This window comes from Pseudomonas sp. OA65 (assembly GCF_017498305.1).
GTDB classification, from domain to species: Bacteria; Pseudomonadota; Gammaproteobacteria; order Pseudomonadales; family Pseudomonadaceae; genus Aquipseudomonas; species Aquipseudomonas zanjanensis.
The window spans coordinates 126334-151608 of record NZ_JAGDEZ010000012.1 but is presented as its reverse complement, the minus strand read 5'-3'; the positions used below and the strand labels follow the sequence as shown (position 1 = coordinate 151608).

Annotated in this window: 22 protein-coding genes; 8 read left to right on the top strand and 14 right to left on the bottom strand. The window is 62.1% G+C overall.

Annotated elements, in window-relative coordinates; translation table 11 throughout:
• Positions 1 to 47: 47 nt before the first annotated feature.
• The gene (locus tag J3361_RS13300; RefSeq protein ID WP_003178511.1) at positions 48 to 1571 is read right to left on the bottom strand and encodes a fumarate hydratase; all 1524 of its coding nucleotides are present in this window, start codon (positions 1569 to 1571) and stop codon (positions 48 to 50) included.
• A gap of 519 nt (positions 1572 to 2090) precedes the next feature.
• On the opposite strand from J3361_RS13300, the gene J3361_RS13295 reads away from it, so the two are divergent.
• Complete coding sequence (locus J3361_RS13295) at positions 2091 to 3197, top strand: GGDEF domain-containing protein (RefSeq protein ID WP_186706392.1); 1107 nt, start codon at positions 2091 to 2093, stop codon at positions 3195 to 3197.
• Entirely contained in the window at positions 3190 to 4125 is a 936-nt protein-coding gene (locus tag J3361_RS13290) for an iron-sulfur-binding ferredoxin reductase (RefSeq protein ID WP_207964964.1), read from the top strand. Before J3361_RS13295 ends, J3361_RS13290 begins: the two co-directional genes overlap by 8 nt.
• Positions 4126 to 4547: 422 nt before the next feature.
• On the opposite strand, the gene pyk is transcribed toward J3361_RS13290, so the two are convergent.
• Entirely contained in the window at positions 4548 to 5999 is a 1452-nt protein-coding gene (pyk, locus tag J3361_RS13285; protein ID WP_053124684.1) for a pyruvate kinase, read from the bottom strand.
• Positions 6000 to 6382: 383 nt separating this feature from the next.
• On the opposite strand from pyk, the gene J3361_RS13280 reads away from it, so the two are divergent.
• Positions 6383 to 6754, top strand: a complete 372-nt coding sequence (locus J3361_RS13280) for a tetratricopeptide repeat protein (RefSeq protein WP_207964963.1) — start codon at positions 6383 to 6385, stop codon at positions 6752 to 6754.
• Between the two features lie 285 nt (positions 6755 to 7039).
• Positions 7040 to 7399 (top strand): PilZ domain-containing protein, encoded by a 360-nt coding sequence (locus J3361_RS13275; RefSeq protein ID WP_207964962.1) that lies wholly within the window; start codon positions 7040 to 7042, stop codon positions 7397 to 7399.
• A 182-nt stretch (positions 7400 to 7581) separates the two neighbouring features.
• Here J3361_RS13275 and J3361_RS13270 read toward each other — a convergent pair whose 3' ends face one another.
• The 8 genes from J3361_RS13270 to J3361_RS13235 all read right to left on the bottom strand — a co-directional run bounded on the left by J3361_RS13270 (position 7582) and on the right by J3361_RS13235 (position 16169).
• Entirely contained in the window at positions 7582 to 7929 is a 348-nt protein-coding gene (locus tag J3361_RS13270) for a DUF6124 family protein (protein WP_207964961.1), read from the bottom strand.
• A 457-nt stretch (positions 7930 to 8386) separates the two neighbouring features.
• The gene (locus tag J3361_RS13265) at positions 8387 to 9718 is read right to left on the bottom strand and encodes a DUF58 domain-containing protein (RefSeq protein ID WP_207964960.1); all 1332 of its coding nucleotides are present in this window, start codon (positions 9716 to 9718) and stop codon (positions 8387 to 8389) included.
• A 202-nt stretch (positions 9719 to 9920) separates the two neighbouring features.
• Positions 9921 to 10928 carry a MoxR family ATPase gene (locus J3361_RS13260; protein WP_207964959.1) on the bottom strand — a complete coding sequence of 336 codons (1008 nt, stop codon included), beginning with the start codon at positions 10926 to 10928 and terminating at the stop codon, positions 9921 to 9923.
• An 83-nt stretch (positions 10929 to 11011) separates the two neighbouring features.
• On the bottom strand, positions 11012 to 11551 hold the full coding sequence (locus J3361_RS13255; protein ID WP_243458866.1) for a hypothetical protein: 540 nt from the start codon (positions 11549 to 11551) through the stop codon (positions 11012 to 11014).
• Between the two features lie 221 nt (positions 11552 to 11772).
• Positions 11773 to 12939 (bottom strand): DUF4350 domain-containing protein, encoded by a 1167-nt coding sequence (locus J3361_RS13250; protein WP_207964958.1) that lies wholly within the window; start codon positions 12937 to 12939, stop codon positions 11773 to 11775.
• A complete protein-coding gene (locus tag J3361_RS13245; RefSeq protein WP_207964957.1) occupies positions 12936 to 14486 on the bottom strand; it encodes a DUF4129 domain-containing protein in 1551 nt (516 codons plus the stop codon). The genes J3361_RS13250 and J3361_RS13245 overlap by 4 nt, the downstream gene beginning before the upstream one ends.
• Complete coding sequence (locus J3361_RS13240; RefSeq protein WP_186729425.1) at positions 14473 to 15447, bottom strand: stage II sporulation protein M; 975 nt, start codon at positions 15445 to 15447, stop codon at positions 14473 to 14475. Before J3361_RS13240 ends, J3361_RS13245 begins: the two co-directional genes overlap by 14 nt.
• A complete protein-coding gene (locus J3361_RS13235; protein ID WP_207964956.1) occupies positions 15444 to 16169 on the bottom strand; it encodes an RDD family protein in 726 nt (241 codons plus the stop codon). The genes J3361_RS13240 and J3361_RS13235 overlap by 4 nt, the downstream gene beginning before the upstream one ends.
• Positions 16170 to 16575: 406 nt before the next feature.
• Between J3361_RS13235 and sbcB the strand changes: the two genes are divergently transcribed.
• The gene (sbcB, locus tag J3361_RS13230; RefSeq protein ID WP_207964955.1) at positions 16576 to 18012 is read left to right on the top strand and encodes an exodeoxyribonuclease I; all 1437 of its coding nucleotides are present in this window, start codon (positions 16576 to 16578) and stop codon (positions 18010 to 18012) included.
• 80 nt (positions 18013 to 18092) lie between these two features.
• Here the strand turns inward: sbcB and mvaT are convergent, their stop codons facing one another.
• The gene (gene mvaT / locus J3361_RS13225; RefSeq protein WP_003205091.1) at positions 18093 to 18470 is read right to left on the bottom strand and encodes a histone-like nucleoid-structuring protein MvaT; all 378 of its coding nucleotides are present in this window, start codon (positions 18468 to 18470) and stop codon (positions 18093 to 18095) included.
• 304 nt (positions 18471 to 18774) lie between these two features.
• On the opposite strand from mvaT, the gene purU reads away from it, so the two are divergent.
• Positions 18775 to 19623 carry a formyltetrahydrofolate deformylase gene (gene purU, locus J3361_RS13220; RefSeq protein WP_207964954.1) on the top strand — a complete coding sequence of 283 codons (849 nt, stop codon included), beginning with the start codon at positions 18775 to 18777 and terminating at the stop codon, positions 19621 to 19623.
• 231 nt (positions 19624 to 19854) lie between these two features.
• Complete coding sequence (locus tag J3361_RS13215) at positions 19855 to 20028, top strand: hypothetical protein (protein WP_207964953.1); 174 nt, start codon at positions 19855 to 19857, stop codon at positions 20026 to 20028.
• Positions 20029 to 20032: 4 nt separating this feature from the next.
• Here J3361_RS13215 and J3361_RS13210 read toward each other — a convergent pair whose 3' ends face one another.
• Genes J3361_RS13210 through J3361_RS13200 form a run of 3 tightly spaced genes read right to left on the bottom strand, consistent with a single transcriptional unit; the run spans position 20033 to position 22930 of the window.
• Positions 20033 to 21028 carry a lysylphosphatidylglycerol synthase transmembrane domain-containing protein gene (locus J3361_RS13210; protein WP_207964952.1) on the bottom strand — a complete coding sequence of 332 codons (996 nt, stop codon included), beginning with the start codon at positions 21026 to 21028 and terminating at the stop codon, positions 20033 to 20035.
• Positions 21025 to 21816 carry a DUF2334 domain-containing protein gene (locus J3361_RS13205; RefSeq protein WP_207964951.1) on the bottom strand — a complete coding sequence of 264 codons (792 nt, stop codon included), beginning with the start codon at positions 21814 to 21816 and terminating at the stop codon, positions 21025 to 21027. Before J3361_RS13205 ends, J3361_RS13210 begins: the two co-directional genes overlap by 4 nt.
• Positions 21809 to 22930: a glycosyltransferase family 1 protein gene (locus tag J3361_RS13200; protein ID WP_053124652.1), complete on the bottom strand. Its 1122-nt coding sequence runs from the start codon at positions 22928 to 22930 to the stop codon at positions 21809 to 21811. Before J3361_RS13200 ends, J3361_RS13205 begins: the two co-directional genes overlap by 8 nt.
• Positions 22931 to 23243: 313 nt before the next feature.
• Between J3361_RS13200 and J3361_RS13195 the strand changes: the two genes are divergently transcribed.
• Positions 23244 to 24734 (top strand): helicase HerA-like domain-containing protein, encoded by a 1491-nt coding sequence (locus J3361_RS13195; protein ID WP_207964950.1) that lies wholly within the window; start codon positions 23244 to 23246, stop codon positions 24732 to 24734.
• The last annotated feature ends 541 nt before the right edge of the window (positions 24735 to 25275 follow it).

Sequence of the window (25275 nt, the reverse complement as noted above, 5' to 3'; positions counted from 1 at the left end):
TGGACTTGTCGCCCCCACCGGCCTTCTTCACTGCGCCAAAATGCCTGTTACTGCACTTCGACCGCCAGGCTGTCGCTGATCTTTTTCTGCCAGATGGCAGGACCAGTGATATGCACCGACTCGCCCTTGCTGTCCACGGCGACCGTCACTGGCATGTCCTTGACCTCGAACTCGTAGATCGCTTCCATGCCCAGTTCGGCGAACGCCAGGACTTTGGATTTCTTGATCGCCTGGGCCACCAGGTAAGCGGCACCGCCGACGGCCATCAGGTAGACGGCTTTGTTGTCCTTGATCGCTTCGATGGCGGTCGGGCCGCGCTCGGATTTGCCGATCATGCCCAACAGGCCGGTCTGCTCAAGGATCTGGCGGGTGAACTTGTCCATCCGCGTGGCGGTGGTCGGACCGGCCGGGCCGACCACTTCGTCGCCGACCGGATCGACCGGGCCGACGTAGTAGATGAAGCGGCCCTTGAGGTCCACCGGCAAGGTTTCACCCTTGTTCAGCATCTCGACCATGCGCTTGTGCGCGGCGTCGCGACCGGTGAGCATCTTGCCGTTGAGCAGCACGGTTTCACCCGGCTTCCAGCTCTGCACGTCTTCCGGGGTCAAGGTGTCGAGGTTGACGCGACGGGCCGACGGACCGGCTTCCCAGACGATTTCCGGGTAGGCGTCCAGCGGTGGTGCTTCCAGCGACGCCGGGCCGGTGCCGTCGAGCACGAAGTGGGCGTGACGGGTGGCGGCGCAGTTGGGGATCATGCACACCGGCAGGGAGGCGGCGTGGGTCGGGTAGTCCATGATCTTCACGTCGAGCACGGTGGTCAGGCCACCCAGGCCCTGGGCGCCGATGCCCAGTTGGTTGACCTTCTCGAACAGCTCCAGGCGCATCTCTTCGATACGGTTTTGCGGACCGCGGGCCTTGAGCTCGTGGATGTCGATGGATTCCATCAAGACTTCCTTGGCCATCACCGCGGCTTTCTCGGCAGTGCCGCCGATGCCGATGCCGAGCATGCCCGGTGGGCACCAGCCGGCGCCCATGGTCGGAACGGTCTTGAGCACCCAGTCGACGATGGAGTCGGACGGGTTGAGCATGGCCATCTTCGACTTGTTCTCGGAACCGCCGCCCTTGGCTGCCACGTCCACTTCCACGGTGTTGCCCGGGACGATGGAGTAGTGGATGACCGCCGGGGTGTTGTCCTTGGTGTTTTTACGTGCGCCTGCCGGGTCGGCGAGGATGGAGGCACGCAGGACGTTTTCCGGCAAGTTGTAGGCGCGACGCACGCCCTCGTTGATCATGTCGTCCAGGCCCATGGTCGCGCCATCCCAACGCACGTCCATGCCTACCCGCACGAACACGGTCACGATGCCGGTGTCCTGGCAGATCGGCCGATGGCCGGTGGCGCACATGCGCGAGTTGATCAGGATCTGCGCCATGGAGTCACGGGCCGCCGGCGATTCTTCGCGCAGGTAGGCTTCGTGCATCGCCTGGATGAAATCCACGGGGTGGTAGTAGGAAATGAACTGCAGGGCATCGGCGACGCTCTGTATCAGGTCATCTTGCTTGATCACGGTCATGAGTCGCGCTCCTCTCTAAAGACGGGAACATTTTATGAGGCAGTTGCAAGCTTCAAGCTCCAAGCGGCAAGTTCAGAGCAGTACGCGTACTGCTTCAGCTTGTTGCTTGGAGCTTGAAGCTGACCCCAGGTCAAGGCACGCCGGGCATGCTGGCGCGACGCTAAAAAGGCGCGGCAGTATATCGCAGGCCAGCCCCCAGTGGGAGCAAGGCTTTGTGGGAGCAAGGCTTCTGTGGGAGCAAGGCTTGCCCGCGATGAAGACAACGCGGTCTCCCGGGGAATCGAGGCGCCTGCATCGCGAGCAAGCTTTGCTCCCACAGCCTTGCTCCCACAGCCTAATAGGGCGGTGCACGGGGTCAGTGTCAGGCCTCAAACAACTGCGTCAATTGGGCCATTGCTTTGACGCCATTTTTCTGCTCCAGAATTGAATGGTCATTTGTCCTACACGCCACTAAAGTGGCGTCTGGCCTGTAGCGTAGGACGCCTCCTGTCAGTTTCCTTTCCCATGGTGAGTCAACGATTGACCCATAACGCCATTCAACGTCTTTTGCTGAAACGCTTCGCTTTGGCGGCCGCGACGTACGCGCTGGCACTGGTTTTGTTGTGGCTGGCATTTTTCAGTGGGCATTACCTGGACTCGTTGCGCGGTGTCATCATCGGCAGCGTATTGGTCGTGCTGTGCCAGGCCGGGCTGTTCACCCTGTTTATCACCGACCGCAACCTGCGCTTTGCCGACCCCAGCCTCACCGAAGTCCAGGTGTTGATCGGCCTGGGCTGGCAGACCTGGATGATGGCGCACCTGGACCAGGCCCGGGGCGTGTTCCTGGTGTTTTATGTGCTGATTCTGCTGTTCGGGCTGTTCCACCTGTCACGCCGGGCCTTTGTGCGCTGCGCGTCGCTGGTGTTCATCAGTTTCACCGCGATTACCCTCTGGGACGGTTATTTTTTCAGGCTTCCCGATCCCACCTTGGCCGGGTTGCAGGTGGCCGTGCTGTTTCTCGTGCTGGTGTGGCTGGTGTTTTACGCCCGCTACGTCCAGACCTCACGCCAGCGCATGCGCCAGCGGCGGTTTGCCTTGCAGGCGCACCAGGACACCTTGCGCGGGATGATGCGCCAGCTCGAAGACCTGGTAGCCACCGATGAGCTGACCGGGCTGTTCAATCGCCGGCATTTCCTGCGTCTGGCCTCCCGTGAACTCAACACCCTCAGGCCCGGCGTCGCCCATGGCTTGGCCCTGATCGACCTCGACCATTTCAAGCGCATCAACGACCTGCACGGCCACGCCGCCGGCGACCAAGTGCTCCAGGCGTTCGCCGCGGTCGCCACGGCATGCCTGCGCGAAGGCGATGTATTGGCCCGTTACGGCGGCGAGGAATTCGTCATGCTGCTGCCCGCTTGCGACCCCCAGCGCCTGACGGCCTGTTGCGAGCGGCTGCGGCTGGCGTTCACCGAAGTCGAGCTGATCGGCCTGCAGGTCGGTGCCCTCAGCCTGTCGGCGGGCATGACGATGCTGGACATGGGCGATGACCTGGACAACGCGTTGCAGCGAGCCGACCAAGCCCTGTACCGTGCCAAGCGAGACGGCCGCAATCGGTGCGCCGCCGCTTGGGAGAATGTGGATGCCTGAACTGACAGTCGCCGGTCGGCACTGGACGGTGGCGGCGGGCAGTAACCTGCTGGACGCCTTGAACGGTGCCGGTGTAACGGTGCCCTACAGCTGCCGCGCCGGTAGCTGCCACGCGTGCCTGGTGCAGTGCGTAGGCGGTGATGTGCGTGACAGCCGTCCCGATGCCCTGAGCCCGACGCAGCGCGACCAAGGCTGGCGGCTGGCTTGCCAATGCCAGGTGGTCGAGGACGTGCAGATCCACACCTTCGACCCGCAACGCGACGGTCAGGCCGCTCAGGTGTCGGCGGTGGATTGGCTCGGCGGCGAGGTGCTGCGCTTGCGCGTCATTCCCGAGCGGGCGCTGCGGTATCGGGCCGGGCAGCATCTGGTGCTGTGGGCCGGCGACGTGGCGCGGCCGTATTCCCTGGCGAGCCTGCCCGAGGAAGACCGGTTCCTGGAGTTTCACCTCGATTGCCGCGAGCCCGGCCAATTCATTGATGCCGCTCGCCAGATGAAGGCCGGTGACCCGATCCGCCTGGGCGAGTTGCGCGGCGGTGCCCTGCATTACGACTCCGACTGGCACGACAGACCGTTGTGGCTGCTGGCTGCTGGTACTGGTCTGGCGCCGTTGTTTGGCTTGCTGCGCGAAGCGTTGCGCCAGCATCACCAAGGCGCGATTCGCCTTATTCACGTGGCCCATGATGCGGCCGGGCATTACTTGGCCAAACCCCTGGAGGCGCTGGCGGCCAAGCATCAAAACCTCTCGGTGGAGCTGCTGACCGCGGCCGAGGCGCCGTCCGCCTTGACGCAACTGCGGCTTGTTTCCCGGCAAACCCAAGCCTTACTCTGCGGCCATCCCGACCGGGTCGAGGCCTTTGCCAAGCGTTTGTACCTGGCCGGCTTGCCGCGTAATCAACTGCTGGCCGACGTCTTCCTGCCCCGTGGTTGAGCGCTGATTTCCAGACCGGGAACAGTTGCGCAAGGTGATTGAGGAAGAGGGCAGGCAGGTAGCCGCGTTGTCGGGGTTTATCAACAGGCATTGGGTTTTGCAGCGCCTGGACTGGCCCTATCGCGAGCAAGCTTTGCTCCCACAGTAGGTCTGTGGTGTTCACGAATAATGTGTTCAACACAAACCCCCTGTGGGAGCGGGCTTGCTCGCGAAAGCGGTGGGTCAGCTTGCATCCATTTTGAATGGGCCGACGCCTTCGCGAGCAAGCCCGCTCCCACAGGTGAGATGTGTACGCCGGCCGAACTGTGGGAGCAAAGCTTGCTCACGATGGGGCCAGTCCAAGTGCCACATTTTTTGCAGGCAAAAACCAAAAAGCCCCACCATTCACATGGCAGGGCTTTTGTTTTTCAGCGCTCGGTCACTCAGACCATCGGGTCGCCAACATGCAGGATCTTCATCCCGTTGGTGCCGCCGATGGTGTGGTAGCTGTCGCCCTTGGTCAGGATGACCCAGTCGCCGGTCTGCACCACGCCGCGCTTGACCAGTTCATCCACCGCCGCCTGGCTGACTTCGCCCGGTTGCAGGGCGGCCGGGTCGAACGGCACGGTGTAGACGCCACGGAACATCGACGCGCGGGCCTGGGTTTCGCGGTGCGGGGAGAACGCGTAGATCGGCACCGAGGAGCGGATGCGCGACATGATCAGCGGCGTGTAGCCACTTTCGGTCAAGGCGATGATCGCCTTCACGCCCGGGAAGTGGTTGGCGGTGTACATCGTCGCCAGGGCGATGCTTTCGTCGCAGCGCTCGAAGGTCTTGCCGATGCGGTGGCTGGAGGTCTTGCTGGTCGGGTGCTTTTCAGCGCCGATGCAGATGCGCGCCATGGCCTGCACCGCTTCGAGCGGGTAGAGGCCGGCGGCGCTTTCGGCCGACAGCATCACAGCGTCGGTGTAGTCGAGGACGGCGTTGGCTACGTCGGACACTTCGGCGCGGGTCGGCATCGGGTTCTGGATCATCGACTCCATCATCTGGGTCGCAACGATCACCGCTTTGTTGTGGCGGCGTGCGTGCAGGATGATCTTCTTCTGGATGCCCACCAGCTCGGCATCGCCGATTTCCACACCGAGGTCACCACGGGCCACCATCACGGCGTCGGACGCCTTGATCAGGCCATCGAGGGTTTCGTCGTCGGCCACGGCTTCGGCGCGTTCGATCTTGGCCACCAGCCAGGCGGTGCCGCCGGCTTCGTCGCGCAGTTGACGGGCGTATTCCATGTCCGCCGCGTCACGGGGGAAGGAAACGGCCAGGTAGTCGACTTCCATTTCCGCGGCCAGCTTGATGTCGGCCTTGTCTTTTTCGGTCAGGGCTGGGGCCGTCAGGCCACCGCCGCGACGGTTGATGCCTTTGTGGTCCGACAGCGGGCCGCCGATGGTCACGACGCAGTTCAGTTCGGTGGCGGTGGCGGTCTCGACGCGCATCACCACGCGACCGTCGTCAAGCAGCAGCTCGTCGCCGACGCCGCAATCCTTGACCAGGTCGGGGTAGTCGATGCCGACCACTTGCTGGTTGCCTTCAGTCAGCGGATGGCTGGTGGAGAAGGTGAAGGTGTCACCGATCTTCAGCTCGATGCGCTTGTTGGCGAATTTGGCGATACGGATCTTCGGGCCTTGCAGGTCGCCCAGCAGGGCAACGAAGCGGCCGTGCTTGGCAGCGAGGTCGCGCACCAGCTTGGCACGAGCCTTATGCTCGTCGGGGGTGCCGTGGGAGAAATTCAGACGGGCAACGTCCAGGCCAGCGAGAATCAGCTGTTCGAGAACTTCCGGCGAATTACTGGCCGGGCCAAGGGTAGCGACGATTTTGGTGCGACGGACGGACATGCAAGACTCCTCAAGTTCAAGCGCCAGCGAAGGCTACTATGCTCTTTGGGTGTAGTCATTGTTCATATGCACTACTTTTTCGTTTGTTTTTCGAAATGAACATTCCTGAAAATTTTTGCGCCTTGACGAGCCGCGGTGGAATGACCTGTGGGAGCACAGCCTGAGCTGGTGTGTTGGATGATCTGTGGGAGCATAGCTTGCTCGCGATGGCGATCTTGTATGCGCCATCGCGGGCAAGCCTTGCTCCCACAGACCTTCACTCACATTCCCCTGCTCCCATAACTGATCATCCTCCTTGCCAGAAGGACAAAACCCGGCGCAATTTTTGGGCTGAAGATTTCCTGGCCCAGGTCGATACAGAGCTCAAGACAGGAGAACCTCCCATGCGATTCGTGCTTTTTGTTGCCCTGGCCCTGAGCGTCACGGGCTGCACCCGTTGGTCGATGAACCACCACATGAACCTGGCCTACAAGGCCTATGACCGTGGCAATTGCGAGCAGGTCATGCTCGAACTGTCCAAGGTCGACCGCGCCAGCCGTGCCCGCCGCTACATGCAGCCGGAAGTCTCGATGCTGCGCGGCCAATGCCTGGAGCGGCAGAAGTTGTTTATCGATGCGGCGCAGACCTACCAGTTCATCATCACCCAGTACCCTAACAGCGAATACGCGTTCCGCGCCCGCGCCCGGCTCGAAACCCTGCAGAGCCTGGGCCACTACCCGACCCGCAGCGCCTCGGCGATCCGCCCTGCTTCTTGACCCTCCCTCCCGTGGCCAGGGGTAATCCTGGCCATCCGTCCTCTGCCCGTCTTGTTTATGAAAATTAATACATGGGACTGGCTGTCATCTTAGCTTGGGCTATATTTGTACAAGTCGTAGTTAGAGCTAGATCTCTATTGTCTAGAAACACCTGAGACCGGCAGAGGTAGGCCCAAGACGATTGAAAGCGTCTGGCACCGGGATTGGGGAGAGCGGGCTCGCTTGGGTTCGTTCCGAAGTGATCGGTAGGCCCGGTATGTGGCCGCTAAGAAAGCGATACAAAACATGTACAAGGAACGCCGAATCGAACGGCATGAGTTGCCGTATTTCCTCAAAGTATTCAACGGTATCAACGACAGGCCCATCGGTTTTTTGGGCAACGTTTCTGAAAATGGGCTGATGCTGATCAGCCAGCTGCCGTTGATGGTCGGTGCGGATTTCGAGCTGCACCTGAAAATCCCCGCTGACGAAGGGCCGCAGCAAAACATCAAGTTGAAAGCCAGGTGCCTGTGGTGCCACGAAGACGTGACCCCGCAGCATTTTGACGCCGGTTTCAGCCTGTTGTGGGCGCCACCGGACTACGGGGAGCTGGTGAGTGCGTTGCGGCAGTATTTCTGTTTTTATCCGTTGCCGGCGTCGGCTTGATGCCGCTTGGGTCCTAGCCGCAAGGCCTGGTTCCTGCGGGTGTACCTCACTTAATTGTGGGAGCGGGCTTGCTCGCGAAAGCGGTGGATCAGCTTGCAGCAATGCTGAATGTGCCGCCGCCTTCGCGAGCAAGCCCGCTCCCACAGGACCTTCATCCGCCTGCGTCTACAGGCATTCGGCCCTCAGCGCTGAACCCTCGCCTCGTTATCCAGCATCTTCTCCAGCAACAACACCCCCATCTCGCCCATCTGGTGAATCGCCAAGGCCAGGTTGCGCGGAGCGCCTTCGAGGTCTTCCGATAGATCCAGGATCAACGTGCTCACCGAGCAGAAGGTTTCGTAGGTGTGCGCGAGCATGCCTTCGGGGTCGGCGTCGGGGGCGACGATGAAGTAGTCCGGTTGTTTGTAAGGCTTTTTATCGGGTTGGCCGTGGTTGGGCCTGAGGTAGTAGTCGAGGGCTCTTTGGGCGGCTTCGTCGAGTTTTTCGGGGTCGGGGGATTCGTGGGGTGGATTTGGCGTCGGCTTGATCATATTCACTTTTCCATTATGAGGCAGCCACCCGGTTCGCGACTAAACGAAGGGTGGCGGCTGGACGCAGGTTAGTCGACCGGTGGAAAAGTGAAGACCGGCGCGCCCGAGGGCGCCCTGCGCACAGCCACCATCAAGTACGGGGATAGGGAACCCGACTGGATGAAACTTGTGCACATCACTTTTACCACCGGGCGACTAAACCCGATCGCTGGATATCAGCGACGCGAATCAAGTTACGGGGCAAGGCCAAGGTGCACAAGCCGGCGGATTCTGGCGGATCTGTAGTCCGTTGCGCAAGGCGCTGTAGTTAATCGGACTTTTGCTGTCTCGCTGTAGGACCAATGTGACCGGGCTGGCGCTTTAGTGCGAAGCGCTCCCTAAAAAAGGGGCTGCTACGCAGCCCAGCGGGAGCAAGCTCCCTCGCCACGGGTTCATCGTTTTTCTTAAGGGATCAGCTTCAGGCGGTCCCGGCCTTTTTCCAGGCCAGGTATTGGGTCACCAGGGCCGCGCCCAATTCGCTGGGGCGCGAATCCAGGGTTGGCACGCCATGGGCGGCGAGCTGTTTGTGCAGTTCGGCCCGCGCATTCAAATAATCCACTGTCCCACAGTAGGCCAAGGCCTCGGGCAAGGTTTGCACCGGTGTCTGGCGCAACCGGTCGAGGGCTTCCTCCCGCAGGCTGGCCACCAGTACCCGATGCTGTTGCCCCAGCCGTTTCACGGCGGCGAGCAGTAGCGCATCGTCTTCATCCCGCAGGTTGGTCACCAGCACCACCAGGGCTCGGCGTTTTTGTCGGGCCAACAGTTCGGTGACGGCCGCCTGGTAGTCGGCGGGGCGTTGGCTGCTATCCAGGTCGTATACGGTGTTGAGCAGGACGTTGAGCTGGCCGGTGCCTTTGACCGGTGCGAGGTAGCGGCTTTGCTCGCTGGCGAAGGTGCTCAGGCCCACGGCGTCGCCCTGGCGCAGGGCGGTGTAGCTGAGCAGCAGGCACGCGTTGAGGGCATGGTCGAAATGCGCCAGCTCGCCGTCCTGGCTGCGCATGCGCCGGCCGCAGTCGAGCATGAAAATGATCTGCTGGTCGCGCTCGTCTTCGTATTCCCGGGCGATCGGCGTGCGATGGCGGGCGGTGGCTTTCCAGTCGATCTGGCGCAGGCTGTCGCCCTCGCGAAATTCCCGCAGTTGATGGAACTCCTGCCCCTGGCCGCGGCGTTGGCGCTGGCGGATGCCGAGTTGGCTGAGCCAATTGTCCACCGCCAGCAGTTGACCGTCGTAGAGCCTGGCGAAATCCGGGTAGACGCGGGTGTGGTCGACGGCCTCCAGCAGGCGTTTGTCGGTCCACAGGCCCAGCGGGCTCGGCAGGTTGGTTTCGCACAGGACGAAGGTAAAGTGACCGCGCTTGAGCGGGCGCAGGCGGTAGCCGACCTGGCTGCGCTGGCCGGGTTGCAATTCGACCGACAGCGGCAGGTTTTCGAAGTCCAGCCCATCGGGTACGTGATCGAAGAGCTGCACGTTCAGCGGCTGGGTAAAGTCATGGCTGATGTCCAGCCGGACGTCACCCCAGCGGCCCAGGGCCAAGCTCCCGGGCATCTGCCGTTGCACCCGCGGCGAGGGCAGGCGCCGGACGCGTACTGCGTCGAGCAGTGCCAGGACCAGCAGGGCCAACAGCAATCCCCAGTTGATCGACAGCAGCGTCGATGGCACCGCGAAGCCCAGCGCTCGCAGTGCGCCGAGCACGATACTCACGGCCAGCAGCAGGGCGAGCCAGGTCAGCAGCAGGCGTGAGGGTTTCATCGGCGCATGCCCTTGAGAGGAGATGCGGAGCGGGCTTTTGTGGCGAGGGGATTTATGTGGGAGCAAAGCTTGCTCGCGAAACAGGCGCCTCTATTTCTGAGAGACCGTGTTGTTTTCATCGCGGGCAAGCCTTGCTCCCACAGAAAGCCTTGCTTCCACATGGATTCCCTTGCCATTGCAGGTATCTGCGGCATGGTGTGTCTCACAACCGCGGCGCCGGCACTTGATCGAGCAGTTGCCCTAGCACTTGGTCCACCGACAGCCCTTCGATGTCCAGTTCCGGCGCCAGGCGTACGCGATGGCGCAGTACGGCCAGGGCGCAGCCCTTGATGTCGTCCGGCACCACGAAGTCGCCGCCGCGCAACAACGCCCGGGCCCGGGCGCAACGGACCAGGGCAATCGATGCGCGCGGCCCGGCGCCGAGGGTCAAGCCCGGCCAACTGCGCGTGGTGCGGGCCAGGCGCACGGCGTAGTCGAGCACCTGGTCGTCCATCGGCAGGTCGCTGGCGATGCGTTGCAACGCTTGCACATCCTTGGCCTGCAACACCGTGCGCAGCGGTTGCACGTCGAGCATGTCGGCGCGGGTCGAGCGGCTGACCTGGCGCACCATGTCCAGTTCCTGGTCGGCGTCCGGGTAGTCCATGCGCACCTTGAGCATGAACCGATCGAGCTCGGCTTCCGGCAGTGGGTAGGTGCCTTCCTGTTCGATGGGGTTCTGGGTGGCGAGGACCATGAACGGCTGGCTGATGGGCAATGCGCGGCCTTCGAGGGTGACCTGACGCTCCTGCATGGCTTCGAGCAGCGCGGCCTGGGTCTTGGCCGGTGCCCGGTTGATCTCGTCGGCCAGCAGCAGGTTGGTGAATACCGGGCCCTTGCGCAGCTTGAACTGCTCGGTCTGCAAGTCGTACACCGCATGCCCGGTGACGTCGCTGGGCATCAGGTCGGGGGTGAACTGGATGCGCGCGAACTCGCCGTTGAAACAGCGAGCCAGGGCCCGCACCAGCAAGGTCTTGCCTAGCCCGGGAACGCCTTCGAGCAATACGTGGCCACCGGCGATCAATGCCGTGAGCACATCGTCGATCACGCTGGCCTGACCCACCACCGCTTTGCGCAGCTCGGTGCGGATGGCCTGGGCCAACTGACTGGCGCGCTGGCGCTGTTGGGCGGCGTGGGCCTGGCCGTCGGTAGGTTCGTTCTGTTCAGTCGTCAATTCTGGCGTTCTCCTAACGGTTAAATCCTATGACTCGCGACAGGGGGCAGTGCCGGGCGCTGACAACTGAGTCGCTGCACACCTTAGCCCATTTGAAAATGCAGGTTCGGAAAGATCAATCCGGCGAAGCGTGCGGGCAGACCCGCTTCCACCGTGCGGGATCTGGGGGTACTGCTGACCACGATCCCCGCTTCGATCAAGCGGCCCAGTTCTTCGGTTGCCAGCCGATCCTTCAAACCTGTGAACACCTTGAACTCCGCCCGCGGCATTACGCCCTGAGTGAGAAGCGCCAGTACGGCAGCAGCACTGGTGGGCCGGATGCCGGCACGGCGAAGCTCAGGATCCGTCGAGAACACATGAACAACCTGTTCGCGCAGCTTGGCCGGGTTTAGCGAGGTGGTCATGAACTCAATCTGGTCGCGGCAGACATCGAGCATGAATTCGATGAAGTTGAAGTAGTGACGCTGTGAAAGTTGGCCACGCCCGTCATAGTCACCTTCGCGAGGGCGATCAGCCAAGGCCAGGAAGCGATAGTACTCATCTTGCCTGCGAGCCAGGCCGCGAGACAGTGACCAGAGAAAAGGTTTCAGCCCAAGGTGAACAAGCTGCAGGTGGGTGAACATCCGAATCACTCGACCATTACCGTCCAGGAAGGGGTGAACAAGCGCCACCCGGTGATGGCCTGCCAGGGCCGCGATCAATTGGCGCCGCGGATATTGTTTGGGCAATTCCTGCGGAAATTTATGCGGAAAATAAATGGTCGATAAAGCCCGTAACTACTGGGTTTTGCGATACCGTACGATAGATTATTTCCGCTGTTTTTGCGGATTTTTCTGCGGAAAATCTATAAGGCATTCCTAAGAGTTTGCAAATGGGCGACCTGGCGGCAGAACTCGGCGCCGGGCATCCGCTGTTTCGGCCGTGGGCTCAAGGCCTGGCTGATGGCCCGCGTCGGTTGTCGGGTCAGGCGGGCGAGGACCTGCCATTGTTCGGCGACGGCCAGTTGTTCGAAGCCTGGGTGAAGGTGGCGTGCCCGGCGCAGCACGTCTTGTTGCAAGGCGTGCAACAGGTGCTGCTGGCCGTTGTGGCGCAGGTGGAAACCGGCGCTGGCCTGCACATGTTCTTCCAACTGGCGCCGTGCCTTGGAGGCGGGTGCTTGCAGCGGGCCATGGCGCACCGCCGAATGCCAGAACCACAGGGCAACCAGGGCCAGCAGTGCCACCAGGGCTTGGGGGAAATAGCGCAGCAACAGGGTCAGCAGGTCGTCGTGGTCGGTGTTGAACAGCAGCGTGACGTCCGTGTCGGCGCTCAAGTACCAGAGCAGCCAGGCGTTGTCGTACTGGTCGATCGCATCGTTCTTCCACAGCTCGGCATCGGTGAGTACGGTGATCGAGCCCAGGCCGAGGGTCAATTGCATCATGTGGGTCGACGACGCGCTGTTGGCCCAGGCCTGGGCCAGGTTATGCGGGTCTTCGAGGTGAAAGTCGGTGTCGAAGCTGATATAGGCCGGCGCCTCTTCGTCTTCCAGGTAGAGCTTGGTCAGTTCCGGGTAGCGGTCCTTGATCAGTTCGGGTGCGGGCTCCTTGAGGTCCTTGCTGAGGAATTGGCGCAGGCGCACGCGGTCGAGCAGCAGGTCGCCGCCGCTGCTGCCGGTGCTGTCGTCCCACAGGGCTTCGGCGACGAAGAGCAAGCGCCCGCCGGCCCGGGTCCAGTTCATCAACCGGTCGACTTCCCGGGGCGTCATGTGGGTGCGCTCGCCCAGCAATAGCAGGCTGTGCTGGCGAGGCTCCAGGGTGGGTAATACATCCAGGCTGTTGGCGTGTTCGACGTTGATGCCCCGCTGGCGCAGGAAATGCTCGGCGGCCAGGTAAGGGTTGGCCTGGGCTTCGGGAGAAGGGCCGTGCTCGACGACCTCTTCATAAGGCACCGCTTTGGTGTAGAGGAAGAAGCCGAATGCGCACACCACGGCGGCCAGCACGGCGCCGATCAGCCACCCCGCGTGCCGGCTCATCGAGACGCTCCCGGACCGAACAGCCCGCGCCAGCCGTCACACAGTTCCTGTTGCAGGTGAGTCGGCGGTGGGCGATGCCCGTAGGCAATGTTTTGCCAATGCAGCGTCAGGGCTTTGCTGAAGCCCAGCAGCTCGTCCTGCTTGAGCTGTTCGACGCGTTGCAGCACCTGGCCTTCGGTGTCGGACGGTTTCAAGGGGATCTTGAAGTCATGATGCAACCGGCTGAGCAGGGCCCGGTACAGCAGGCCCAGGGCTTCACGGGGTTGCGTGGCCCACAGTTGTTCGACGCTGGCGGCGATGTCGGTCGGCAGGCTTTCTTCCCGGATATCCAGGCCGAACATGCGTGCCGGCGCCGCTCGTTCCACGGGCAGGCGTGGCGTTGGTCGGCGATTGACCAGGGCCTTGAGCCGCTCCCGATAGTGCCAGGCCAGCCAGACGATCGCGCCTATCAAGCAGGCCCACAGCGCGATCTGGATCAGCGCCGCGGCGATGTCGAAGCGTTGGCCGCCGAGCCATTTGAACAGGGCCTTGAGCCAGCTCGGTTTGGCCTCGGTCTCTTCGGTCTCCTCGGTGGATTCAGCGGTGTCTTCGCCGAAACGATAACGGGTGACGGTCTCGGAGTTCTTGAAAGGCGGGGCGTCGAGGATCGCCTCGATGCCGTCCCGGGAGGCCTCGCTGGTGAGGGGCTGGTTGAGCAAGCGTGGGCTGTCGGGGCCGTTGTTATCCTCCGCGGCAAACGCCGGGGGCGCCAATGGCAGCATCACCAGGGCCAGTAGCAACAACACCGGGGCTACGCCGCTCAGCCGTTGGCGAAGGCGCCGGAACACCAGTTCGATGTCCCACGCCTCGAGGATCGTGCGCCGGTTCAGGTAGAGGCTGAAGCCGCAGGCGACGTACACCGGTTCCCACAAGATCAGCAGCAGCGGATACAGGAAGTTGACCAGGTGCTCGAACCAAAGCCAGTCGTGTTCGGCTGCGGACACCAGCGTCTCCCAATCCCATTGCAATTCGACTTGTTGCGGCACGAACAGATAGAACAGCGCCATCAGGCCGAACCACAGGGCGGTTTCCAGGTGCATGCCGATGATGGTCAACCATTGCGAGGCACCGCGGTTGCGTTGCAGCAAGACCCGTATGCGTTGCTCCCGGGCTTCACCGGTGAGTCCTTCGAGTTGCACCACCGGCAGCAGGAAGCTACGGCTCAGGCTCAGCCGGCGCCAGGTCAGGCTGGCCAGCAACTGGGGCTTGAGCAGCGCTGGCCATTGGCGCAAGGCCTGCCTCAAGGTGGGGGTTTCGCCAAACAGCGCCTTGGACAGAATGTACAAGGGCAGACGGTCAAAGGCCGGTTTCAACCACCAGAACAGCATCACCACCAGGGACGGTGAGTCCCACAGCAGCAGGGTCAGCAGCAGGTACACCGGCAGCGTGATGATCGCCCAACTGGTCATCAGCAGGCGCCGATGCTGTTGGCTCATCAATACACCCAGATCCATGGCTTCCCAGTTGGTGCGTGGGCGGATGACGACGGTGGCGTCACTCAGGCGCATGGCGGACCCGTCCGGCAAACGACAGATAGCTGATCACCAACAGCCACAACAACGCGCCCACCGTATATTTGGTGGCGGGCGTCACGGCGCTGGAGGACCAGTAGGCCTCGATGAACGCGGCGATGAGCAGGAACAGCATCACGCCACCGATCATCAGCACGCTTTTGCCCGCCGCGAGTCGCAAGGCCTCGCCCCGGGTCAGGCGTCCCGGCGCGATCAAGGCCCAGCCCAATTGCAGGCCCGCGGCGCCGGCCAGGGCGATGGCGGTGAGTTCGAAGGCGCCGTGGCCGATCACGAACGACCAGAACGTTCCTCCCGAGCCGATCTGGGTCAGGTGCCCGGCCACTGCGCCGATGGTCAGGCCATTGAAAAGCAGGAAGAACGCGCTCCCGAGTCCAAACATCAAGCCACTGGCGAACGTCTGAAAGGCAATGCCGATGTTGTGCATGATGTAGTAGCCGAACATGACCCAATCTTCGCTGGCGGCCCGTTCGACGGAGCGCCCCAGGTGCCCGGAGGCGGGGTCATACATGCTGCGGATCTGGCTGATTTCGTCGGCGCCCAGCACGCTGTAGACCAGTTCCGGAAACAGATAGACCAGCAGCCCGATGCCCACCAGGCTGCCGAGGAACATCAGGCTGGCGGCCAACACGAAGCGCCATTGTTCACGCACCAGGCGAGGGAAACCGACCAGGATGAAGGCCGAGAGGCTGGCTGAGGGGCGGCTGCGATCCCGGTAGAGTTGCTGATGACCGCGTAGCGCCAGTTGTTGCAGGGTGTCGACCAGCAAACTGCTGTAGCCCCGGGCCTGGGCCAGTGCCAGGTGATGGCAGAGCCGTCGGTAGGCGGCGGGGAAATCACCGCTCTGGGGCACGTTGCGACTGCGCTCCAGTTGATCGAGTTGCCGGGACAGGTGCTCCCATTCGCTTTGGTGGCGGCTTTCGAACAGGCTCTGCTTCATGTCGGCCCCAACAGGCCACGGGCGATGCCATTGAGTTCGGCGGTGGCGTTCGGTACCTGGACGTTCAGTGGCGTGGCCAGGATCGCCGCCAGTTCGTTGACCCGCGCCGGGGACAGTTCGGCCTGGCGTTCGGCGAAGCCCAGCACGGCGCGCTGTTCATGCAGGTTCAGGGTGAAAGGCGTGCGTATCGGCGGGGCCATGGGCAAGGCGGGGCGTTTGATCGGTTGTTCGCGATACACCACCAGCGTGCCGGCCGCGAGGTCGCCCAAGCGCTTGAATGCCGGATGCTGCAGGCAGCAAATGGCCCCGAAGGTGTAGCCAAAGGGCAGCATGTCGACGAAACGCAGCAGGTTGCGGATCAACGACGCCGACCAGCCGATGGGCCGGCCATCGTCCTGCACCACGCGCAGCCCCATGATCTGCTTGCCAGGGGAGCGTCCCTGGTTGAGCACCTCGAACAGCACCATGTACCACCAGCTGACGACAAACAGCAGGATGGAGCCCAGGCCGAGCCCCAGCTCACCGAAAAACGCCAGGACCAGGAAGAAAAAACCCAGGACCAGCCCGCGTATACCCAGGTCGATGGCGAAGGCGATTGCACGCGGCATCAACCCCGCCGGGCGCAGCGGCAGGTCGATGCCTTCCGGCGTTTCAACCTGATAACGCGTGTCCAGGGGCGCGGGCAGCGTAGCGTTCCTTTGCAGTGCTGGTGTCTCGAGCATGGGCAACCTGTGATGGGCCAGACCGAATGTTCAATCTCGGCCCCGATGCTAGCAGTCTTCGCGCGGGCAAACGATAGAACTGTGTGAGTCATTTCATGGTTTGCAACAGGATTGGGAGGGCGAACACTGTCTGTACTATCCAGTTGTCCCAGTTGCTGTTCACTTAAGTAAATGATGAACCTGTGGCGAGGGAGCTTGCTCCCGCTGGGCTGCGTAGCGGCCCCTTTTGTGAGCGCTTCGCACTCAAGCGGGAGCAAGCTCCCTCGCCACGGGTTTATTGAATGCCTTAAATGAACAGCATGATCTGTGTAAGCGCCTCGTGTTGGCATTGAAAAGTTACAGCACTGCTGGTCGCAGGCGGGTTCGAGCGCCTAGACTTCGCCAGTCTTCAGTTCAGGAATAGCCCGTGACTTCCATCTTCTGGTACGACTACGAAACCACCGGCATCAACCCGCGTTGCGACCGACCCTTGCAGGTGGCGGGTATCCGTACCGATTTCGAGCTCAACGAAATCGACGAACCGGTGAACCTGTATTGCCGGCCCAGCGATGACATCCTGCCGCACCCGGCGGCCTGTGCGATTACCGGCATCACCCCGACCTGCCTGGCCGAAAAAGGCTTGAGCGAAGCCGATTTCATGACCCGTGTCCACGAACAACTGGCCGCGCCCGGTACCTGTGGGGCCGGCTACAACACCCTGCGCTTCGACGATGAAATGACCCGCTACAGCCTCTATCGGAATTTCTTCGACCCGTACGCGCGGGAGTGGCAGGGCGGCAACAGTCGCTGGGACTTGATCGATCTGGTGCGCGCGGCCTATGCGCTGCGCCCGCAAGGCATTGTCTGGCCGCAGGAAGACGGTCGCGTCAGCCTCAAGCTCGAGCGTTTGACCGCCGCCAACGGCATCGATCATGGCCAGGCCCACGATGCGTTGTCGGATGTGCGCGCGACCATCGCCTTGGCCCGCCTGATCCGTCAGCAGCAGCCCCGACTCTACGACTGGCTGTTCCAGTTGCGCAGCAAACAGAAGGTGATGGACCAGATCCGCCTGTTGCAGCCGATGGTGCATATTTCCGGGCGCTTCTCGGCGGCGCGCAACTACATCGGCGTGGTCCTGCCCCTGGCCTGGCACCCGAAAAACCGCAACGCCCTGATTGTCTGCGACCTGCATCTGGACCCTCAGGGCTTGTTGGATCAGGACGCCGAAACCCTGCGCCAGCGGTTGTATACCCGCCGTGAAGAACTGCTCGAAGGTGAGTTGCCGGTACCGCTCAAGCTCATCCATATCAACAAGTGCCCGGTAGTCGCGCCGTTGTCGGTATTGCGCGTCGAGGACCAGCAGCGACTGGAACTGGACATGGAAGGCTATCAACAGCGGGCATTGCGGCTAAATGACGCACAGAAAGTTTGGCAGGATAAACTTCAGGCTATTTATGGTCGCGAGGATTTCACCGCCAGCGACGATCCCGAGCAACAGTTATACGCGGGCTTCTTGGGCGACCGGGATCGGCGTTTATGTGAACAAGTGCGCTTGGCGGACCCGGCGCAATTGGCTCAAGAGCACTGGCCTTTCGATGATGAGCGTCTGCCGGAACTATTGTTCCGATATCGCGCACGCAACTTTCCAGACACCTTGAATGCCGAAGAACAGGGGCGTTGGAGACTTTTCTGTCAGCAACGTCTGTCAGCCCCGGAATGGGGAGCACCTAATACCTTGCAAAGTTTTGACGAGGCGATGGGCGAATGGCTGGCTCTGTCTACACCCATGCAGCGAGAAGTGCTCGTGGAGTGGCAAGGCTATAGCCAACAATTGCGCAAACGTTTAAGCCTTGAGCCGCAATGATTTGAAAAGATGAGGCATAAAAAAACGCCAGCAATCGCTGGCGTTTTTTGTTCGCAAAGAAGCTTGCGACGCGGTAAGGCTTAGCCCAGCAGGGTTGCCCAGCCTTCTACCACGTCACCGCCCCACTTGGCTTTCCACTCTTTCAGAGTCTTGTGGTTGCCACCTTTGGTTTCGATGACTTCGCCGTTGTGCGGGTTCTTGTATTGCTTAACTTTGCGAGCGCGCTTGGTGCCGGTAGTTTTGACGGCGCCGCGTGGTGCTTTGCTCGACTTGGCTTCTGGATCCAGCAGGGCAATGATGTCACGCAGCGACTTGGAGTATTCGCCCATCAGCGTGCGCAGTTTGCCTTCGAATTCCAGCTCGGTTTGCAGTTTGTCGTCTTGCGACAGATTTTTCAGGCGTGCTTGCAGTTCTTTGATGGCTTCTTCTGTGGCGCGGTATTCATTGATCAAGGACATGTGGACTACCTTATGTAGGACGCGGGTGACAAGGAGACAGTGCGGCAATAGTAATCAGACAGTTTCATCAAGTAAACATTTAACCGGTGTTTTATTTAATATTAGTGCTGCGCCACAAAAATGCCTGTTGCAGTTAAATACCGTGACAGTGTCTTCGCATCTATTCACACATATAGCCTGCCTTGCCAGGCCTCGCAGGCCATGGCCTGGGGCGGTCGACCAGGATCCGGCGTGTCATCGATACTGCAGTTTTGCCGCGCAATGGCTAGAATGGCCGCCTTTGCGAAGTTCTGGAGTTTCCCTAATGCGCACTTTTCGTCTGGTGATTGCTTGCCCGGACCGCGTCGGCATCGTTGCTAAAGTCAGTAACTTTCTGGCGTCCCATAACGGCTGGATCACCGAAGCGAGCCATCACTCGGACAATCAAAGCGGTTGGTTTTTCATGCGTCACGAGATCCGTGCCGACTCGCTGCCCTTCGGTATCGAAGCCTTCCGTGAAGCGTTCGCACCCATTGCCCAAGAGTTCTCGATGGACTGGCGCATCACCGACACCGCGCAGAAAAAACGCGTGGTGTTGATGGCCAGCCGCGAGTCCCATTGCCTGGCTGACCTGTTGCACCGCTGGCACAGCGATGAGCTCGATTGCGACATCGCCTGTGTGATCTCCAACCATGATGACTTGCGCAGCATGGTGGAATGGCACGGCATCCCGTACTACCACGTACCGGTCAACCCGCAAGACAAGCAGCCGGCCTTCGCCGAAGTCTCGCGGTTGGTCAAGCAGCACGACGCCGAAGTGGTGGTGCTGGCCCGCTACATGCAAATCCTGCCGCCGGCCTTGTGCAGCGAGTACGCCCATAAGGTCATCAACATCCACCACAGTTTCCTGCCGTCGTTCGTTGGGGCCAAGCCGTACCACCAGGCGTCGATGCGCGGTGTGAAGCTGATTGGCGCCACCTGTCACTACGTGACCGAAGAGCTGGATGCCGGCCCGATCATCGAGCAGGACGTGGTGCGCGTCAGCCACAGCGACAGCATCGAAGACATGGTGCGTTTCGGCCGTGACGTCGAGAAAATGGTGTTGGCCCGTGGCTTGCGTTATCACCTGGAAGACCGGGTGCTGGTGCACGGCAACAAGACCGTGGTCTTCTGACTACACTGCAAAGGGCCTGGACGAGCGATCGCCAGGCCTTTTTTTTCTGAAGAACTATGATGTCCCTGTGGCGAGGGAGCTTGCTCCCGCTGGGCTGCGAAGCAGACCCAAAACCATTCAACATCTGCACCGGGAAAGAGAGTCGGCAGGCTTTACGACTGCTGCGCAGCCGAGCGGGAGCAAGCTCCCTCGCCACAGTGATTCATACCGCTCAAGGAGCAACGCTGCGCCATGACCGATCCATTGGACAAAGCCACCTCCAAGGCTCCAGCGACCCTGGGCGAAGGCTGCCTCAGCCGCTACGATCCTGACGCGTTGAGCCCGGAGGATGGCACCGACTTTCCCGATGCCGCGCAATTGTGGGAGCAACTGCATCCCCAGGATGAGCCCGAACAAAAGCCGTGACCGGTCAGGCCTGCCTGAGCCTGATCAGCTTCTTGATCAACGGCCGCCCGACCATCAGGAAAAACACCGGCCCGCCGGCCACCAGGTAAAAGTAATAGGTCACCGCCCGCCAGATCAGGATCGCCGCCGCGGCGGTGGACTTGCCCACCATGGGTGCCAGCAGCGCCGCCGAGGTCAGTTCGGCCGCCCCGGCGCCACCCGGCAGCAGGCTGAACTGTCCCGCGCTCAAGGACAGCATCTGAATCAGGAAGCTCCAGGCCCACTGCAAATCCGCCCCCAGCCCCTTCAAGGCCAGGTACAACACGCTATAGCGCAACGCCCAATGCAGGCAGGTCAGGCCGAAGACCTGGTACAACGTCTGGCGCGGCAATTTCAAGGTGTCGGTGAACGCCGCGAGGAAGTTCAAAATCTTGCGACCCCAGCGTCGGCGGGTAGTGGTCTTTACCCGCAAGTGCCGCAGCACCCGAGCGCCGAGCAGGATCAGGCGACGGTGATAACGGGCCACCAGGACGCAGCCGAGCAGCCCGCCAAACAATGAGATCGCGCTCAACGCCAGCATCCATTCCAAGCGCTGACTGAGGTTCTGGAACAACGCGTAGAACAGAATGCCCACCAAGGCGCAGAGGAAGAACAGCAAGTCGCTCAGCTGATCCATGGCGAACACCGCGCTGCCGTGGGCCGGGCGTACGCCGTTGCGCGCCAGCAGGGCCATCAGCGTCAGTGGGCCGCCACTGCCGCCGGGCGTCGCGCACATGGCGAACTCGGTGGACATCACCACGCCCATGCTTTTCCACCGGCCGATGCGCCCGCGGTATTCACCCAGCAGTAGGCGTAAACGCACAGAGTTCAAAGCCCAGCACAGCACGATCATGCCGAGCATGGCCAGCAGTAGTGACAGGGGAAAGCGCTGCACCCGCGACCACATTTCCCCGCCCCCGACCAACAACGGCACCAACAGCGCCGTGAACAGGGCGACGCCCAGCCAGATCAGCCGCTTCATGCGGCGCTACGGGCCAGCAGCCCCTGGGTCGCCAGCCAGCCGACCTTGGTCATCGGCACACGACCGTCGCTGAGCAGGCGTTCGAGGGTGCGCAGCCAATAGTTGCGGGAAAAACCGTGGCGCATGTCCACCGGGTGCAGCCCCAGGCGAATCACCGGGGCCTGGCGCCAGCGCTGTTCACGCTGGTCGCTGATGACTTTCGACAGGCCACGGCGCCAGGCGCTGCGGGCACTCCAGACCAGGCCCGGCGCGTCGATGGCAGTGAAGTCGGGCAGGCGATAGAGGTGCTGGGTATCGCTGGTGTAGCTCAGCGGCAACTGGCGCAATGCCTGGCGCGTGCCTTCGCTCATCAACCAGGCCGGGGCGACGAAACCTTCCAGCGGCCAGTGGTAACGCTCAAAGGTGTCGATCCCGGCGCGCAGGCGGGCGAGGGCGGCTTGTTCGGACAGGTTGTAGAACTCCCCTTCGTGGGTATAGACCCGGCGCATGAACCAGTCCTTGGGATGACGGGCAGCAGGGCCGTCGTCGCAATGGAAGTAGCCATGCAACACCAGCTCATCGCCGCGCTCGACCCGACTGTCGAGCAGGCGCCGAAAGCCGGGGTGAGCCTCCAAGGCATTGTTGCGATGAAAATCCGGCACCACCAGCCAGGTCATCGGCACCTGACCGAGGGTATCGACAGCTTCGACGAAGGGCTGGTAGTCGGGCCAGGTTTGCGGCGCCACGTCGTGCAGCACCAAGAGCACGCTAGGCGAGGAACTCATCGGCACGGACCTCGCCTCAACCATTGGCCAGCAACGGCATCTGTTCGCCGAGCACGGCGTAGTAGTGCCCCAGCAAACTGTTGACTACGGTATCCCAAGCGTAATGCCGTTCCACATGCCGGCGCGCCAGCAGGCCACGGCGTTGGCAGCCTTCGGCAAACAGTTGCCGCACGGCGTTGGCCATGGCCTGTGGATTGTTGGGCGTGCACAGCAGGCCACAGTCCTCGTTGACGATTTCGGTGAAGGCTCCGGCTGCCACGGCCACCACGGGAATACCGCTGGCCATGGCTTCGAGGATCACCAGGCCGAAGGTTTCCTGGTCACCGGCGTGCAGCAGGGCATCGGCGCTGGCCATGAGCCGGGCGACTTGTGGTGCCGGGCAGAATTCATCGACCACCGTGACGTTGTCCGGCACCACGGCGGGCATCGACGAGCCCACCAACAACAGGTGATAGCGCTCGCCCAGGCGTTTCATGCACTTGAGCAGCACCGGCAGGTTTTTTTCCTTGGAGCCACGACCGGCAAAAATCAGCAGGCGCGTGTCTTCGGCAATACCCAGCTCGGCCCGCAGTTCCGGGTCGCGGGCGGCGGGGGTGAAGGTTTGCAGGTCGACGCCCAAGGGTTGCACGAAGACGTTCTTGACCCCCAGCCCGGTCAGTTTGTCGGCCATGACCTGGCTGGGCGCCAGGACCCGGTCGAAGTTGCCGTACAACTTGCTGACGTAGGCTTCGATGTTGGGGGTGAACCAGTTGCCCATGCGGTTGCTCACCAGCAGTGGCAGGTCGGAGTGATAGAAGCCGATGACGGGCACGTCGAGCTGACGACGGGCATCCAATGCGGCCCAGGCGGTGAGGTACGGATCGCCGACCTCGATCAGGTCTGGCTGCAGATCGCGCAGGACATTGCGCCACGGCGCCAGGCGAAGGGGGAAGCGATAGCCCTTGCCGAACGGCAGCGCAGGGGCCGGAACCTTGTAGATTCCGTCGTGCTCGCTCAGATGCGCGCCGGGGATCAACAGGCTATGGCGTATACCGGGCCGATCGCCCAGCCGCCGGTGCTTGGCATCCAGATAAGTGCGCACGCCTCCGCTGGCGGGGGCGTAGAACATGGTTATGTCCGCTATATGCACGATGAACATCCCTCCGGTCTGTGTTCTCCTGTGTTGACCTTCATGAAGAATAGATGTTCGGTTGGGGTTGTGGTGACGTAGCGGTCATGCAAATGAATATGTGGCGAGGGAGCTTGCTCCCGCTGGACCGGGCTGGCGCTCCAGTGCGAAGCGCTCCCAAGATTTTGGGGCCGCTGCGCAGCCCAGCGGGAGCAAGCTCCCTCGCCACATGAGTGCGGTCAAATGCGGTTTTTATTTCCAGCGCCAGGGCCTTAATGCCCCAGGCATGCTTTTATATATGCGTGCAAAATGGCGTCATATCGCAAACACCACGGGTGACCACATGCCTGACTCATCGCAACTCGTTATCGGCGCCGACCTCAGCGGCCAGCCCATCGGCCAGGCCATGCGCCTGGCGAACCGCCATGGCCTGGTGGCAGGCGCCACCGGTACCGGCAAGACCGTCACCTTGCAGCGCCTCGCGGAAATGTTCAGCGATGCCGGTGTGGCGGTGTTCGCGGCGGACATCAAGGGTGACCTGTGCGGCCTCGGCGCGGCGGGCAATCCTCAGGGCAAAATCGCCGAACGTATCGCGGGCATGCCTTGGCTCAATCACAAACCCCAGGCTTATCCGGTGACCTTGTGGGATATCCACGGCCAGTCCGGTCATCCGCTGCGCACTACGCTGAGTGAGATGGGCCCGTTGTTGATCGGCAGTCTGTTGGAACTGACGGACAGCCAGCAGTCGGCGCTCTATGCCGCGTTCAAGGTGGCCGACCGCGAAGGCTTGTTGCTGCTGGACCTCAAGGACCTGAAGGCACTGCTCAATCATCTCAAGGACAACCCCGAGTTGCTGGGGGACGACGCGGCGCTGATGACCACCGGCTCCAGCCAGGCGCTGCTGCGGCGCTTGTCCACCTTGGAACAGCAGGGCGCGGACGCGTTGTTCGGCGAACCGGCCTTGCAGCTCGAAGACATCCTGCAACCGGCCAGTGATGGCCGCGGCCGGATTCATTTACTCGACGCCAGCCGCCTGGTCCATGAAGCGCCGAAGGTCTACGCGACGTTCCTGTTATGGCTGCTGGCCGAGCTGTTCGAGCAGTTGCCCGAACGCGGCGATGCGGACAAGCCGCTGCTGGCGCTGTTCTTCGACGAGGCGCACTTGCTCTTTGCCGGCACGCCCAAGGCATTGCAGGAGCGCCTGGAGCAAGTGGTGCGGCTGATCCGCTCCAAGGGCGTGGGGGTGTATTTCGTGACCCAGTCGCCGGGCGACTTGCCGGATGACGTGCTGGCGCAGTTGGGTTTGCGCATCCAGCACGGGTTGCGGGCCTTCACGGCCAAGGAACAGAAATCCCTGCGGGCGGTGGCCGACGGTTTCCGGCCCAACCCGCAGTTCGATGCGCTGGCGGTGCTGACTGAACTGGGCATCGGTGAAGCCCTGGTGGGTACCTTGCAGGAGAAAGGCACGCCGGAGATGGTCCAGCGCGTGCTGGTGGCGCCGCCGCAATCGCGGATCGGGCCATTGAGCGAGGCCGAGCGCGCCGGGCTGATCGCCAGTTCAGCGTTGCAAGGGCGCTACGACAAGCCGATTGATCGCGAGTCCGCCTATGAAGTGCTGATGGGGCGCAAGGGGCTGGAACCCCAGGCCGAAGCGACACCGAGCAAGCCGGCGGCTGAAGAACCCAGCTTCACCGAACAAGCCGGCGAGTTCCTCGGCACGGCGGCTGGCCAGGCACTTAAATCGGCGATGCGCCAGGCGGCCAATCAACTGGGCCGGCAGTTGGTGCGTGGGTTGATGGGGTCGTTGCTGGGGGGCAGTAAGCGGCGTCGGTAGTCGAGACCGAGTCGCCGCCCTTCGCGAGCAAGCCCGCTCCCACAGTGGAACGATGTGGTACGCAAAATGTGCGTCCGCTGAAGATTCCCTGTGGGAGCGAGCCTGCTCGCGAAGGCGGTCTGGCAGGCGAAAAATAGGCTGGCTGACCTGCCGCTATCGCGAGCAGGCTCGCTCCCACAAGGGGTTGGTGTCGTACGCAAAATAAGTGCCCGCCGCAGATCACCTGTGGGAGCGAGCCTGCTCGCGAAGGCGGTCTGGCAGGCGAAAAACAGGCTGGCTGACCTGCCGCTATCGCGAGCAGGCTCGCTCCCACAGTGGAACGATGTCGTACGCAAAATGTGCGTCCGCTGGAGATTCCCTGTGGGAGCGGGCTTGCTCGCGAAGGCGGTCTGGCAGGCGAAAAATAGGCTGGCTGACCCGCCGCTATCGCGAGCAGGCTCGCTCCCACAAGGGGTTGGGGGCGTACGCAAAATAAGTGTCCGCCGCAGGTCACCTGTGGGAGCGAGCCTGCTCGCGATAGCTATCTAACTGCCGTCGAAAA

What these genes read in the sequence shown, in the direction of transcription:
- J3361_RS13300 (WP_003178511.1), bottom strand. Translation starts at nt 1,571, where the DNA reads ATGACCGTGATCAAGCAAGATGACCTGATACAGAGCGTCGCCGATGCC.
- J3361_RS13290 (WP_207964964.1), top strand. Translation starts at nt 3,190, where the DNA reads ATGCCTGAACTGACAGTCGCCGGTCGGCACTGGACGGTGGCGGCGGGC.
- J3361_RS13240 (WP_186729425.1), bottom strand. Translation starts at nt 15,447, where the DNA reads ATGAAGCAGAGCCTGTTCGAAAGCCGCCACCAAAGCGAATGGGAGCAC.
- J3361_RS13265 (WP_207964960.1), bottom strand. Translation starts at nt 9,718, where the DNA reads ATGAAACCCTCACGCCTGCTGCTGACCTGGCTCGCCCTGCTGCTGGCC.
- J3361_RS13195 (WP_207964950.1), top strand. Translation starts at nt 23,244, where the DNA reads ATGCCTGACTCATCGCAACTCGTTATCGGCGCCGACCTCAGCGGCCAG.
- J3361_RS13205 (WP_207964951.1), bottom strand. Translation starts at nt 21,816, where the DNA reads ATGGTTGAGGCGAGGTCCGTGCCGATGAGTTCCTCGCCTAGCGTGCTC.
- J3361_RS13275 (WP_207964962.1), top strand. Translation starts at nt 7,040, where the DNA reads ATGTACAAGGAACGCCGAATCGAACGGCATGAGTTGCCGTATTTCCTC.
- pyk (WP_053124684.1), bottom strand. Translation starts at nt 5,999, where the DNA reads ATGTCCGTCCGTCGCACCAAAATCGTCGCTACCCTTGGCCCGGCCAGT.
- J3361_RS13280 (WP_207964963.1), top strand. Translation starts at nt 6,383, where the DNA reads ATGCGATTCGTGCTTTTTGTTGCCCTGGCCCTGAGCGTCACGGGCTGC.
- purU (WP_207964954.1), top strand. Translation starts at nt 18,775, where the DNA reads ATGCGCACTTTTCGTCTGGTGATTGCTTGCCCGGACCGCGTCGGCATC.
- J3361_RS13200 (WP_053124652.1), bottom strand. Translation starts at nt 22,930, where the DNA reads ATGTTCATCGTGCATATAGCGGACATAACCATGTTCTACGCCCCCGCC.
- J3361_RS13270 (WP_207964961.1), bottom strand. Translation starts at nt 7,929, where the DNA reads ATGATCAAGCCGACGCCAAATCCACCCCACGAATCCCCCGACCCCGAA.
- J3361_RS13245 (WP_207964957.1), bottom strand. Translation starts at nt 14,486, where the DNA reads ATGCGCCTGAGTGACGCCACCGTCGTCATCCGCCCACGCACCAACTGG.
- J3361_RS13250 (WP_207964958.1), bottom strand. Translation starts at nt 12,939, where the DNA reads ATGAGCCGGCACGCGGGGTGGCTGATCGGCGCCGTGCTGGCCGCCGTG.
- J3361_RS13235 (WP_207964956.1), bottom strand. Translation starts at nt 16,169, where the DNA reads ATGCTCGAGACACCAGCACTGCAAAGGAACGCTACGCTGCCCGCGCCC.
- mvaT (WP_003205091.1), bottom strand. Translation starts at nt 18,470, where the DNA reads ATGTCCTTGATCAATGAATACCGCGCCACAGAAGAAGCCATCAAAGAA.
- J3361_RS13255 (WP_243458866.1), bottom strand. Translation starts at nt 11,551, where the DNA reads ATGTTCACCCACCTGCAGCTTGTTCACCTTGGGCTGAAACCTTTTCTC.
- J3361_RS13210 (WP_207964952.1), bottom strand. Translation starts at nt 21,028, where the DNA reads ATGAAGCGGCTGATCTGGCTGGGCGTCGCCCTGTTCACGGCGCTGTTG.
- J3361_RS13215 (WP_207964953.1), top strand. Translation starts at nt 19,855, where the DNA reads ATGACCGATCCATTGGACAAAGCCACCTCCAAGGCTCCAGCGACCCTG.